Raw genomic sequence first — 12,272 nt, 5'->3', positions numbered from 1 at the left:
CTATTCGCGCCAGGTTCCGGGCGCCAGTCCGTCGAGCGTGTGGGGTCCGATCGCGGCGCGGATCAGCCGCAGCGTGGGCAGCCCCACGGCGGCCGTCATGCGCCGAACCTGGCGGTTGCGCCCTTCGCGGATCGCCAGTTCGATCCAGGCAGTGGGAATGCTCTTGCGCTCGCGGATGGGCGGCTGGCGCTCCCACACCTCGGGCGGCGGGTCGAGCAGCCGCGCCCGCGCGGGGAGAGTGGGGCCGTCGTTGAGCTGCACGCCGTTGCGCAGCGAGTCGAGCGCCTCTTCGCCGGGCTCGCCTTCGACCTGCACCCAGTAGATCTTCTCCATCTTGAAGCGCGGATCGGCGATACGGGCCTGCAGCTTGCCGTCATCGGTGAGTAGCAGAAGCCCCTCGCTGTCGGCGTCGAGCCGGCCGGCGACATAGACGCCCGGAATGTCGATGAACTCCTTCAGGCCGCGCCAGCGGCCCTCGGGCGTGAACTGGCTGAGCACGCCGTAAGGCTTGTTGAAGCGGATCAGCCGGGAGGAAGAAGAGGAACGAGAAGAAGGGCTCGGACGATTCATGTGCCGACAGGATAGCCCGGGTCTGTCCTGCAACCTCCGGAGGCTGCGGCGGCTCCAATCGACTGGTTCATGACACAGGGGAATCCGGTATGACGACGATGCGTAGCTCCATCCAACTCGCGTGCACGGCGGCCGTGGCCGGCCTTCTGCTGGCGGCATGCAACAGCCCGGGCATCCGCGTGGGCGGCGCGCCCGAGGCCAGCGTGAAGAACTGCGTGACCGCGGCCGCGCGCGAACTCAGGGTGCCGCCGGGCAGCATCGTCGCCGACAAGGGCACGACGCCGCGCGACGGCGTCTACACGATCAACCTGAAGGTCGGACCGCAGGGACGATCCGCCGTGTGCACCACCGACGAGAACAGCGCGGTGATCGGGGTGGTCTACAAGCGGCCCGAATAGAGACAGAGAGACAGCGGGCGGGGCTTACTTGCCCCAGCTGTCCCGCATGCCGGCCGCGCGGTTGAACACCGGCTTGCCGACGATGCTGCTGGCCTTCGCGTCGAGCACGAAGTAGCCGTGCCGCTCGAACTGGATGCCGACGCCGGGCTCTGCCTTGGCCAGCGAGGGCTCGACGAAGGCCGAGCACACTTCCAGGCTCTGCTTGTTCAGCTCTTCCAGCAGTTCGCCGCTGCCCGGCTGGGCTTCGGCGAACAGGCGCTCGTAGAGCCGCACTTCGGCCTGCACCGCGTCGGCGGCGGCCACCCAAGTGATGTTGCCCTTCACCTTGATCGCGTCGGCGCCGGGCGTGCCGCTCTTGGTGTCGGGCACCAGCCTGGCCTGCACTTCGACGAGCTTGCCGTCGGCGTCCTTGGTGCCGCCGATGCATTCGATGACGTGGCCGTACTTCAGCCGCACCTTGTTGCCGGGGAACAGGCGGAAGAAGCCCTTGGGCTGCACTTCCTCGTAGTCGGTGCGCTCGATCCAGACTTCGCGGCCGAGCTTGAACTCGCGGTGGCCCATCTCGGGGTGGTGCGGGTGCACCGGGGCCGAGCACGAGTCGAGCGCGTCGTCACCGCCCATCAGCTCGCCCCAGTTGGTGATGACCAGCTTGACCGGGTCGAGCACGGCCATGGCGCGCGGTGCGACGGGGTCGAGGGTGTCGCGCAGCGCTGCCTCGAGGCTGGCGTAGTCGATCCAGCCGCCCGACTTGGTGGTGCCGCTGCGTTCGCAGAACAGGCGCAGCGCCTCGGGCGTGTAGCCGCGGCGGCGCAGGCCGGCGATGGTGGGCATGCGGGGGTCGTCCCAGCCGTCGACGTATTTCTCTTCGACCAGCTGGCGCAGCTTGCGCTTGCTGGTGAGCACGTGGGTCACGTTCAGGCGTGCGAATTCGTACTGGCGCGGGTGCGGGCTGGCGATGAGGCCGCCTTCGGCGAGACGGTCGAGCAGCCAGTCGTAGAAGGGGCGCTGGTCTTCGAACTCCAGCGTGCAGATGCTGTGGGTGATCTGCTCCAGCGCGTCCTCGATGGGGTGCGCGTAGGTGTACATCGGGTAGATGCACCACTTGTCGCCCGTGTTGTGGTGGTGGGCCCGGCGCACGCGGTACAGCGCGGGGTCGCGCATGTTGATGTTGGTGCTGGCCATGTCGATCTTGGCGCGCAGGATGGCGGCGCCGTCGGCCACCTGGCCGTCGCGCATGGCGCGGAAGCGCGCGAGGTTTTCCTCGGGCGTGCGGGTGCGGAAGGGGCTGTCGGTGCCGGGCGTGTTGAAGTCGCCGCGGTTCGCGCGCACTTCATCGGCGGTCTGCTCGTCGACGTAGGCCAGGCCGGCGCCGATGAGGTATTCGGCGGCTTCGTACATGAAGTCGAAGTAGTTGCTGGCGAAGTATTCGTGCGGCTGCAGCGTGCCGGGGGCGCTGGGGCGGTCGGCCAGGTAGGTCTCGTAGCCGAGCCACTTCACCGCGTCGCGGATGGAGTCGACGTATTCCTGGTCTTCCTTTTCGGGGTTGGTGTCGTCGAAGCGCAGGTGGCTGACGCCGCCGTATTCCTTGGCCAGCTCGAAGTTGAGCCAGATGCTCTTGGCGTGGCCGATGTGCAGGTAGCCGTTGGGCTCGGGCGGAAAGCGCATGCGCACCTTGGCCGGGTCGGCCATGCCCTGCGCATGATGAGCGGCGTTGCCGGGCGATCCGCCCCACTTGCGGCCAGAATAGGCACCCTGTGCGAGGTCGTTCTCGATCACGTGGCGCAGGAAATTGCTCGGAGCGGCGGTCGTTTTGGTACCGTTTTTGTCGGTCGGGGAGGTCATCGTTGCATTTTAGGGGTCACCCCTTATGGGTTACCTTTGGCAACTTTCTTCACAATGCCGAGTGCACCCTCTTTGCATTTGCCGCGTTCAATACATCACATGGGCGGTTCAGACCCGAACGCAGCCCGACCAAACAAGGAGTGCAGGATCATGAGCTTCACACGTTCAACCTTTTTCAAGTGGGCCGCCGCAGGCGCCGTGGCAGCCGGTGCATTGTTCGCCGCCACTTCGGCCAGCGCCCGCAGCGACGTGAGCTGGTCGATCGGCGTCGGCGTTCCAGGCGTGGCAGTGGGCGTGGGCAGCCCGGCCTACTACCCGGCCCCGGTCTACGTGCCGCCGGCCCCCGTCTATTACGCACCGCCGCCGCCGGTCTACTACCGCCCGCCGCCGGTGTATTACCGTCCGGCCCCGGTCTACTACGGCCCGCCGGCCTATTACGGCCCGCGCTACTACGGTCGCGGCTACTACCGCGGTCATGGCCACGGCCACTGGCGCTAAAACGCAACGGCATTCGTGACTGAATGAAAAAGCCGGCCCTGAAAGGGCCGGCTTTTTCTTTGGGCGCTCGCCCGCCCGATTTCACATGGCGCGAAAAAGATGGGCGTACAGCCGGCTGACCGGAATCTTCTCGGCCCGCCCGCGCAGCATCAGGTGCAGCTTGCCGGCCTCGTCGCGGTGCACCGATTCGATGGCCGAACTGCGCACCACCACCGCCCGGTGCACCTGCCAGAAGGTGTCGGCGTCGAGCTGGGGCAGCAGTTGCTTCAGCGGCGTGCGGATCAGGTATTCGTGCGTGGCGGTCAGCACGCGCAGGTATTTGTCGGCTGCCTCGAAATACAGCACTTCGTCGATCGGCACCATGCGCACGGTGCTGCCGCCGGCGTCGCTCGCGGCGATCATGCGCAGCGGAGCGGGCGTGGCCGAGGCCGCTCCGGCTCCTGCCGCGCCCAGCACCTGGCGCCACTGGGCGAGCGTCTGTTCCAGCGCCGCGTCGGCCAGGGCCGGCGTGGAGGGCGCCGGCTGCCTGGCTGCCAGCGCCTGCTGCAGCCGGCCCACGGTCTTGCGCAGGCGCTCGGGCTGCACCGGCTTGAGCACGTAGTCGATGGCCTGGGCCTCGAAGGCGCGGGCGGCGTATTCGTCGTAGGCCGTCACGAACACCAGCTGCGGCATGGGCGCTTCGTCGGCGGGCCAGCAGTCGGCCAGTTCGGCGGCGGCGCCGAGGCCGTCGAGGCCGGGCATGCGGATATCGAAGAAAAGCACCTGGGGCAGCAGCCGCAGGGCCTCGCGCACCGCGCTACGGCCATCGCCTGCCGTGGCGACGATCTGCAGCTCGGGCCATGCGGAGGCCAGTTCGGCCTTGAGGGCCTGCGCGAGCAGGGGCTCGTCTTCTGCGATGAGGGCGGTAGGGTTGGTCATCTTGTCGTTGTTTTGTGGTGTGTTCGCATTCAGGCGGATGCCGGAAAGCTCAGCGTGGTGCTGGTACCGCCGGAAGGCGAGGGCCCGATGCTCATGCGGCCCTGCGCGCCGTAGACGGTGGCGAGCCGCTCGCGCACCTGCTCCAGCCCGAAGCCGCTGCCTTCCGAGGGCGGCGCCGCGCCGAGGCCCACGCCGGTGTCGTTCACCTCGATCACCAGCTGGCCGGCTTCCGTACGCGCACGCACGACGATCTCTCCGCCTTCCACCTTCGGCTCCAGGCCGTGGCGGATGCTGTTCTCCACCAGCGGCTGAAGCAGCAGCGGTGGCACCGGCGCGTCGCGCAGCTCCTGCGGCAGGTCGAGCGTGTAGCGCAGGCGCGCGCCCATGCGCACCGACATCAGCTCCAGGTAGTCGCCCAGCCGCTCGAACTCGGCCGACAGCGGATGCGAGAGCGCGCGCGAGCCGCTCAGCGTCATGCGCAGGTAGCTGTTGAGCCGGTCGAGCATGGCCACGGCGCGCGGCGGGTCGACGGTGATCAGCACCCGCAGGTTGGCCAGCGTGTTGAAGAGCATGTGCGGCTCCAGCTGCGTCTCGAGCAGCTTCAGCCGCGCCTCGGTGGCGTTGCGCTGGGCCAGCTCGATCTGGCTCTGCATGTGCTTGCTCTTGCCGAGGCTGTAGAAGAAGAAGCACATGCCGACGGTCGCGATGATGGTGATCGTGACGCCGGTGGCCAGCTTGTGGCCCCTGATGTCGAGGAAGTCGAACCGGGGAGCGCCGAACACGGCGTCGCCTATGAGGTTGCCGACGAAGAAGCCGACGGCCACGCCGAGCGCGATCAGCATGAAGCCCCAGGGCCAGTTCGGCCAGTGGGTTTCACTGGCCCCGCTGAGCAGGAGCCGCCCCGTGTCGATGAACAGCCAACTGACCATCCCGATCGCCAGCGAATAGACCAGATGACCGGCCCAGTTCTCGCCGCCGGTGATGGTCATTGCGATGGCGATGAGGCAGCAGAAGACGGCGGTGATCAGGCCATGCCGAAGCATGTCCCGGATGTTTTCCGCGCGGAAGCGGCCTGGCGGCGTAGAACTCATCCCCGGTCCCGGCCCCCCAGCGCGCGGCGCTCGCGCTCCACCAGCCGGTCGTAGAAGCCACCGCCGGGAGCGATGAACCAGACCACGGCGCCATGGATCAGCAGGCCCAGGCCCCAGCCCATGAGCGGGTACATGGCCCAGCTGCGGCCGTTGGCGGCCGAGATAGTGACGAGGCCGACGTTGACCAGCACGTAGACGAAGGCGTGGATGTACCAGCCCATCTTGGCGCCGGCGCGGCGGCGGGCGAGGCGCTCGATGTCGGAGCGGGAGGAATCGGAGGATGCGTAGGAAGTCATGACAGCTCCTTGTATTGGACAGGAAGGAAATCGGTGGTGCCGGCAGGCTGCCCCGCCGGCACCGCCTGCAGGGCAGCGCGCTGGCGCAGCTCCTCGGTGGTGTCGCCGGGGCCGTCGGGCTTCCAGCCCGGCGGCTTCACGAGGTAGCCGACGAAGGCGCGCACCGAGCGGGCCGAGGCGAGGTCGCGAAAGAGCGCGCGCCACTGGCCGAACTCGATCTCCAGGATGTTGTGCGTGGTGACCGGGTTGACCAGCCCGTAGCGGCAGGGCAGGTCGGCGCGCTCGGGAATGTAGGTGCCGAACAGGCGGTCGAACACGATCAGCACGCCGCCGTAGTTGCCGTCCAGGTATTCCAGGTTCGAGGCGTGGTGCACGCGGTGGGCCGAGGGGGTGTTCAGCACCCATTCCAGCGGGCCAAGGCGCGGGATCCAGGTCGCGTGAATCCAGAACTGGTACAGCAGGTTCAGCGTGAGCATCAGCAGGATCACCCGGGGCGGCATGCCCAGCAGCGGTGCCAGCATGAAGAAGGCCAGGGTGCCGGTGAGGCGGCCGGTCCAGCCGAAGCGGTAGGCGGCCGACAGGTTCAGCTGGTTCGGCGAGTGGTGGATGGCGTGGGTGCACCAGAACCAGCGCACCCGGTGCGCCGCGCGGTGATACCAGTAGTAGCAGAACTCCTGGCCGATGAAGCAGGCGGCCCAGCCGGTCCAGTGGTCCATCGGCAGGGTGAAGAGGCGGTGGGCGTAGAACCAGTCCATCGCCCCGGTCCAGAAGGCCAGCGGCAGCAGCCAGCGCAGGGGGTATTCGCGCACCAGGAAGTCGAACACCGAGACGCCGGCGGCCTTCCAGTCGTAGCTGCGCCAGCCGTTGCGCCACGACAGCACCAGCGCTTCGGCGATGGAGGCGACGAGCACCACCGTGACGGAGATCTTGAGGATCAGCAAGAGCGCGTTCATGGCGGCGGTCCGGGAAGTCGTGGCTCGGGAATATTAGGCGGCGCGGGCGGCGGCCGACATAGCGTCAGTGCGGATGGCCAGCTTCCACAGCCGTACGGCGCGGGCCACGAAGACACCGGTGAAAGCGCCGTAGAGCACGGGCACCGCGAGGGCGAGGACGGGCTGGTGGCGCATTTCGGGGTGCATGGCCAGCGTGGCGCCGACCACGTACTTGGTCAGGAAGATGCCCATCATGAGCATGAGCGGCACCGGGCTGCCGGCCACCTGGAACTGGCGCGCGGCCGCGTCGTAGCGGGTGGCGGCTGGCAGCGGGCGCTGCAGCACCAGTGCCGCCATCACGGCCGCGGCGGCGGCCCAGCCGAGCAGGGCGCCGAAGGAGTCGCCGAAGACCGAAACCACGCCGTAGACCGACAGGCCACCCATGGCGACGGGCATCAGCGTCACGCGGGTCAGGCTCACCTCGTTGGTGAGCAGTTGCCGGGCGCCGAGCCACAGCAGCAGGAAGAACACGGCGAAGACCCACTTGGGCGTGTGAAGGATGATCTGCATCAGCATGGCGGCACTCCGTGGAAGGTGAAGGAATCCTGAAAGGGGACTGGAATCGATGGAGCAGACTGTGCCGGCGCCCATCCGCAGCCGCCACCGGCGTGCGACGGAATGCATGCACGCGGCGCGAATTGCAGCCCGGCGGCGCGAATTGCGCAGGCCTGGTGAACAGCTTTACCGCCCCTTTACGGGGCAGCAAAGAGCGGGGCTACCATTCCGCGCTGTACTACGCTGGTTCGCTTTCCGCACCTTTCGCACGCACCGTCCATGGAACAAGAAAAACCGACCGAGCCGCTGCCTTCCACCGTGTCTCCGACACATCCGACAGTGCGCAGGCGCCGCTGGGTGGGCGGCCTGCTGACCCTGCTGCTGCTCGTGGTGCTCGGCGGCAGCGCCTGGTACCTGATCCAGCGCTCGAAGACGCCCGCGGCCGGCCCCGGGGGCTTCCCCGGCGGAGGCCGGCAGGGCGGTCCCGGAGGTCCGGGCGGCCCTGGCGGTCCCGGGGGCCCCGGACGCGGCGGCGGCGGCGGAGCGGCTTCCAGCACCGTCGGCATCGCCACGGCCCGGCAGGCCGACATTCCGGTGCAACTGGAGGCGCTGGGCACCGTCACGCCGCTGGCCAACGTGGTCGTCCAGCCGCAGGTGTCGGGCGTGCTCACCTCCGTGCTCTTCCAGGAAGGGCAGATGGTCAAGAAGGGCGACGTGCTGGCCACCATCGACCCGCAGCCTTTCCAGAATGCGCTGGACCAGGCCTCCGGCGCCCGGCAGCGCGACGAGGCGCAGCTCGCGGCGGCGCGCGTCACGCTGCAGCGCTACCAGACCCTGCTGGGGCAGGACTCCATCGCCCGGCAGGACGTGGACACCCAGGCCGCGCTGGTCAAGCAGCTCGAGGGCACGGTGGCCATCGACCGCGCCAACGAGAACACCGCAAAGCTCAACCTCGCCTGGAGCCGCATCACCGCGCCGGCCAGCGGCCGCATCGGCCTGAGGCCGGTGGACGCGGGCAACTACATCTCCACGGGCACCACCAACGGCGTGGCGACCATCACGCAGATCGCGCCCATCGACGTCGAATTCGCCATTCCGCAGGATCGCGTGCCCGAGGTGCAGGAGCGCCTGGGCCAGGGCGCGAAGCTCGACGCCACCGCCTTCGACCGCACGCGCACGCGGCGGCTGGCGAACGGCACCTTCTCCACGCTCGACAACATGGTCGACACCGCCACCGGCACCGTGAAGGCCAAGGCCCGTTTCGCCAATGCCGACAACGCGCTGTTCCCGAACCAGTTCGTCAACCTGCGGCTGCTGCTGCGCACCGTGAACAGCGCGGTGGTCGTGCCCGTCACGGCGCTGCGCCACGGGCCCAACGGCGACTACGTATACGTGCTGAACGACGACAGCACGGTGTCCCAGCGTCCGGTGACGCGCGGCGAATCGAGCGTGGACAACGTGGCGATCATGTCCGGCCTGAAGGCCGGCGAGCAGGTCGTGACCGAAGGCGGCGACCGGCTGAAGGACGGCGCGCGGGTGCAGACCCAGGTCGACCGGCCGGCCGGCGCGGCGTCGGCACCCGCCGGCGGTGCGCGCGGCGGGCGCCGACACGGCGGCGCCGGCGGTGCCAACGGTACGGCGGGGTCGAAGGGCGAGGCACCGGGCCAGGCCCCGGCGGCTCCCGCGGCAGCTGGCGCAACACCCGCTGCCCCGGCTGCTCCGTCGGCGGCAACGGCTCCTGCTGCTCCAGCGGCGCCGGCGGCTCAGGCCCCGGCCGAACCAGCCCCGGCCCCCGCAAAGCTCCCGACCGCCGAGCAGCGCCAGCGCATGCTCGATTCGGCCAAAGACAACCCCGAACAGCTCGAACGCCGCAAGCGCTTCCTGGAGGCGCTGGACCGCGGCGACCCGGCGGCGCTGGAGCGCTGGCAGCGCATGTCCGAAGGCCGCGGCGAAGGCGGGCAGGGCAGGCGCGGCCCATGACGAGCGGCGCTGAACGCAATCGCGCGGAGGCTTCCCGGTGAGTCCGTCACGTCCGTTCATCCTCCGGCCGGTGGCGACCTCGCTGCTGATGGTCGCCATCGTGCTGGCCGGCCTGGTGGCGTTCCGCTTCCTGCCGCTGTCGGCATTGCCGCAGGTCGACTACCCGACCATCCAGGTCCAGACGCTCTACCCAGGGGGCAGCCCCGAGGTCATGAGCAACACCGTCACCGCGCCGCTGGAACGCCAGTTCGGCCAGATGTCGGGGCTCGACCGCATGAGCTCGACCAGCGCTGCGGGCGTGTCGATCATCACGCTGCAGTTCTCGCTGGGCCTCACGCTCGACGTGGCCGAGCAGGAAGTGCAGGCCGCCATCAACGCCGGCGGCTCGCTGCTGCCGGCCGACCTGCCGGCGCCGCCGGTGTACGCCAAGGTCAATCCGGCCGACGCGCCGGTGCTCACGCTTTCCATCACCTCCGACACGCTGCCGCTCACCGACGTGCAGAACCTGGTCAACACCCGGCTCGCGCAGAAGATCAGCCAGGTCTCGGGCGTGGGGCTGGTGTCGCTCAGCGGCGGGCAGCGCCCGGCGATGCGCATCCAGGCCAACACCCAGGCGCTGGCGGCCAACGGCATCGGGCTGGACACGCTGCGCACGGCCATCTCGGCGGCCAACTCCAACGGCGCCAAGGGCAGCTTCGACGGACCGAAGCGCGCCTACACGATCAATTCGAACGACCAGCTGATGACGGTCGACGACTACAAGAACCTGATCGTCTCGTACAAGAACGGCGCGCCGATCCGCATGGTCGACGTGGCGCAGGTGGTCAACAGCGCCGAGAACAACCAGCTCGCCGCCTGGGCCGGCAACAAGGCCGACGGCACCAACAAGCTGTCGCCCGCGATCATCATGAACGTGCAGCGCCAGCCGGGCGCCAACGTGATCGCCACCGTCGACGCCATCAAGAAGCAGCTGCCCGAGCTGCAGGCCGGCCTGCCCGCCGGGCTGAAGATCGAAGTGCTGAGCGACCGCACGGCCGGCATCCGCGCCTCGGTGGAGCACGTCGAGATGGAACTGGTGCTGGCCGTGGTGCTCGTGGTGCTGGTGATCTTCGCCTTCCTGGGCAGCCTGCGCGCCACCGTCATCGCCAGTGTCGCGGTGCCCATCTCGCTGATTGGCACCTTCGGGCTGATGTACCTGCTGGGCTACAGCCTCAACAACCTGAGCCTGATGGCGCTGACCATCGCCACCGGCTTCGTGGTGGACGACGCGATCGTGATGATCGAGAACATCGCGCGCTACATCGAGGAGGGCGAGAAGCCCCTGCAGGCAGCGTTCAAGGGCGCGACGCAGATCGGCTTCACCATCATCTCGCTGACCGTGTCGCTCATTGCGGTGCTGATTCCGCTGCTCTTCATGGGCGACGTGGTGGGCCGCCTGTTCCGCGAGTTCGCGGTGACGCTGGCCATCACCATCCTGATCTCCGCCGTGGTGTCGCTCACGCTGGTGCCGATGATGTCGGCGCGCTGGCTCAAGCACGAGCAGAAGAAGCAGGTCTCCGACAAGGGCTTCGGCGCCCGCGCCCAGCGCTTCTTCAGCGGCGTGATGGTGCGCTACGACCGTTCGCTGCACTGGGTGATCGATCACCAGGCGCTCACGCTGCTGGTCGCGCTGCTGACGCTGGTGTTGACGGTGGTGCTCTACCTCTCGATTCCGAAGGGCCTGTTCCCCACGCAGGACACCGGCCAGCTCCAGGCTCGCGTGCAGGCCGCGCAGGACGTGTCCTTCGACCGCATGTCGCAGCTGCAGCTGCAGGCGGCGCAGGCCATCCTGGAAGACCCGGCGGTCGAGAACCTCAGTTCCTTCGTCGGCGTGGACGCCGCCAACAACACCATGCTGCACACCGGCAGCATGCTCATCAACCTGACGAAAAGCCGCGACAGCCAGCAGGAGGTGATGGACCGCCTGCGCGAGCGCGTGCGGCAGGTGGCGGGCGTCACCCTCTACCTGCAGCCCACGCAGGACCTGACCATCGACGCCGAGACCGGCCCCACCGAGTACCGCATGTCGCTCGAGGGCGTCGACAGCGCGGCCGTCACCGAGTGGATGAAGAAGCTCGTGGCGAAGCTGCAGGAGTCGGGCAAGGTGCGCAACGTGAGCAGCGACGCCGGCGCGCAGGGTCTCGCGGCCTTCGTGAACGTGAACCGCGACACCGCGGCGCGGCTGTCGATCACGGCGAGCACCGTGGACGACGCGCTCTACAGCGCCTTCGGCCAGCGCATCGTCTCGACCATCTTCACCGAGACGAACCAGTACCGGGTGATCCTGGAGGCGCAGCCCGGCATGGTGAACACGCCCCAGACGCTGGGCCAGCTCAGCCTGATCGCCGGATCGGGTACGGCCACGCCGCTGTCGGCCATCGCCCAGATCTCGGAGCAGCAGGCGCCGCTGCAGATCACGCACGTGGCGCAGTACCCGGCGAGCACGCTGAACTTCGACACCGCGCCGGGCGTCTCGCTCGGCGCATCGGTCGATGCGATTCGCGCCGCCGCGAAGGAGATCGGGTTGCCGAGCAGCCTTACGATGACTTTCCTCGGGGCCTCCGGCGCCTATGAAAAGTCGCTGTCGAACCAGCTGTGGCTGATTCTTGCGGCCGTGGTCTGCGTGTACATCGTGCTGGGGGTGCTGTACGAGAGCTATGTGCATCCGCTGACGATCCTGTCCACGCTGCCGTCGGCGGGGGTGGGGGCGCTGCTGGCGCTGATGATCACCGGCAACGACCTGGGGGTGATCGGGATCATCGGGATCATCCTGCTGATCGGCATCGTGAAGAAGAACGCGATCATGATGATCGACTTCGCCATCGATGCTGAGAGGACTCAGGGGAAGTCTCCTCGGGAGGCTATTCATCAGGCTGCTTTGTTGCGGTTTCGGCCTATCTTGATGACTACCCTGGCGGCGCTGTTTGCTGCTGTGCCGCTGATGCTGAGTTTTGGGGATGGGGCTGAGTTGCGGCGTCCTCTTGGGTTGGCGATTTTTGGGGGGTTGATCGTCAGTCAGCTGCTTACTCTGTTCACTACGCCTGTTATTTATCTGGCGTTTGATCGACTGGGTGGGGGGAGTTCGCGGCGGGTTGTTATTGAGGAGGAGGCGGTTTGAGTTGTATTGCCTCCTGTGGCTGGTTTGCTTTTCGA

Annotated in this window: 11 protein-coding genes; 4 read left to right on the top strand and 7 right to left on the bottom strand. The window is 68.1% G+C overall.

The genetic code is table 11. The annotated features are described in order from the left end of the window. Entirely contained in the window at positions 1-570 is a 570-nt protein-coding gene (locus EJP69_RS25175) for a pseudouridine synthase (protein ID WP_093204452.1), read from the bottom strand. Between the two features lie 89 nt (positions 571-659). Between EJP69_RS25175 and EJP69_RS25170 the strand changes: the two genes are divergently transcribed. Further along, the gene (locus EJP69_RS25170) at positions 660-968 is read left to right on the top strand and encodes a hypothetical protein (RefSeq protein ID WP_126472981.1); all 309 of its coding nucleotides are present in this window, start codon (positions 660-662) and stop codon (positions 966-968) included. Between the two features lie 24 nt (positions 969-992). Here the strand turns inward: EJP69_RS25170 and EJP69_RS25165 are convergent, their stop codons facing one another. Then, positions 993-2,810 (bottom strand): glutamine--tRNA ligase/YqeY domain fusion protein, encoded by a 1,818-nt coding sequence (locus EJP69_RS25165; RefSeq protein ID WP_126472979.1) that lies wholly within the window; start codon positions 2,808-2,810, stop codon positions 993-995. 150 nt (positions 2,811-2,960) lie between these two features. Between EJP69_RS25165 and EJP69_RS25160 the strand changes: the two genes are divergently transcribed. After that, the gene (locus tag EJP69_RS25160) at positions 2,961-3,308 is read left to right on the top strand and encodes a hypothetical protein (protein ID WP_093204464.1); all 348 of its coding nucleotides are present in this window, start codon (positions 2,961-2,963) and stop codon (positions 3,306-3,308) included. Between the two features lie 81 nt (positions 3,309-3,389). On the opposite strand, the gene EJP69_RS25155 is transcribed toward EJP69_RS25160, so the two are convergent. Genes EJP69_RS25155 through EJP69_RS25135 form a run of 5 tightly spaced genes read right to left on the bottom strand, consistent with a single transcriptional unit; the run spans position 3,390 to position 7,121 of the window. Next, a complete protein-coding gene (locus tag EJP69_RS25155; protein ID WP_126472977.1) occupies positions 3,390-4,226 on the bottom strand; it encodes a LytR/AlgR family response regulator transcription factor in 837 nt (278 codons plus the stop codon). A gap of 29 nt (positions 4,227-4,255) precedes the next feature. Beyond that, positions 4,256-5,269, bottom strand: a complete 1,014-nt coding sequence (locus EJP69_RS25150) for a sensor histidine kinase (protein ID WP_240652285.1) — start codon at positions 5,267-5,269, stop codon at positions 4,256-4,258. A gap of 44 nt (positions 5,270-5,313) precedes the next feature. Further along, complete coding sequence (locus EJP69_RS25145) at positions 5,314-5,613, bottom strand: 2TM domain-containing protein (RefSeq protein WP_093204472.1); 300 nt, start codon at positions 5,611-5,613, stop codon at positions 5,314-5,316. Next, on the bottom strand, positions 5,610-6,566 hold the full coding sequence (locus tag EJP69_RS25140; protein ID WP_126472973.1) for a sterol desaturase family protein: 957 nt from the start codon (positions 6,564-6,566) through the stop codon (positions 5,610-5,612). The genes EJP69_RS25145 and EJP69_RS25140 overlap by 4 nt, the downstream gene beginning before the upstream one ends. Before the next feature lie 33 nt (positions 6,567-6,599). Continuing rightward, positions 6,600-7,121 carry a DUF6622 family protein gene (locus EJP69_RS25135; protein ID WP_126472971.1) on the bottom strand — a complete coding sequence of 174 codons (522 nt, stop codon included), beginning with the start codon at positions 7,119-7,121 and terminating at the stop codon, positions 6,600-6,602. 258 nt (positions 7,122-7,379) lie between these two features. Here EJP69_RS25135 and EJP69_RS25130 point away from each other — a divergent pair, with 258 nt between their 5' ends. Both EJP69_RS25130 and EJP69_RS25125 read left to right on the top strand, forming a co-directional pair. After that, on the top strand, positions 7,380-9,080 hold the full coding sequence (locus EJP69_RS25130; RefSeq protein ID WP_126472969.1) for an efflux RND transporter periplasmic adaptor subunit: 1,701 nt from the start codon (positions 7,380-7,382) through the stop codon (positions 9,078-9,080). Positions 9,081-9,117: 37 nt separating this feature from the next. Further along, positions 9,118-12,237, top strand: coding sequence for an efflux RND transporter permease subunit (locus EJP69_RS25125; RefSeq protein ID WP_093204480.1), 3,120 nt, complete (start codon positions 9,118-9,120; stop codon positions 12,235-12,237). Positions 12,238-12,272: the final 35 nt, after the last annotated feature.

The sequence above is a fragment of the Variovorax gossypii genome (genome assembly GCF_003965815.1).
Classification (GTDB): Bacteria; Pseudomonadota; Gammaproteobacteria; order Burkholderiales; family Burkholderiaceae_C; genus Variovorax; species Variovorax gossypii.
The sequence above is the reverse complement of the archived record's forward strand: the minus strand, read 5'-3'. Positions and strand labels throughout refer to the sequence as shown.

Coding starts and splice junctions, on each gene's coding strand:
- EJP69_RS25175 (WP_093204452.1), bottom strand. CDS start 570: ATGAATCGTCCGAGCCCTTCTTCTCGTTCCTCTTCTTCCTCCCGGCTG.
- EJP69_RS25150 (WP_240652285.1), bottom strand. CDS start 5,269: ATGCTTCGGCATGGCCTGATCACCGCCGTCTTCTGCTGCCTCATCGCC.
- EJP69_RS25160 (WP_093204464.1), top strand. CDS start 2,961: ATGAGCTTCACACGTTCAACCTTTTTCAAGTGGGCCGCCGCAGGCGCC.
- EJP69_RS25165 (WP_126472979.1), bottom strand. CDS start 2,810: ATGACCTCCCCGACCGACAAAAACGGTACCAAAACGACCGCCGCTCCG.
- EJP69_RS25145 (WP_093204472.1), bottom strand. CDS start 5,613: ATGACTTCCTACGCATCCTCCGATTCCTCCCGCTCCGACATCGAGCGC.
- EJP69_RS25170 (WP_126472981.1), top strand. CDS start 660: ATGACGACGATGCGTAGCTCCATCCAACTCGCGTGCACGGCGGCCGTG.
- EJP69_RS25140 (WP_126472973.1), bottom strand. CDS start 6,566: ATGAACGCGCTCTTGCTGATCCTCAAGATCTCCGTCACGGTGGTGCTC.
- EJP69_RS25135 (WP_126472971.1), bottom strand. CDS start 7,121: ATGCTGATGCAGATCATCCTTCACACGCCCAAGTGGGTCTTCGCCGTG.
- EJP69_RS25130 (WP_126472969.1), top strand. CDS start 7,380: ATGGAACAAGAAAAACCGACCGAGCCGCTGCCTTCCACCGTGTCTCCG.
- EJP69_RS25155 (WP_126472977.1), bottom strand. CDS start 4,226: ATGACCAACCCTACCGCCCTCATCGCAGAAGACGAGCCCCTGCTCGCG.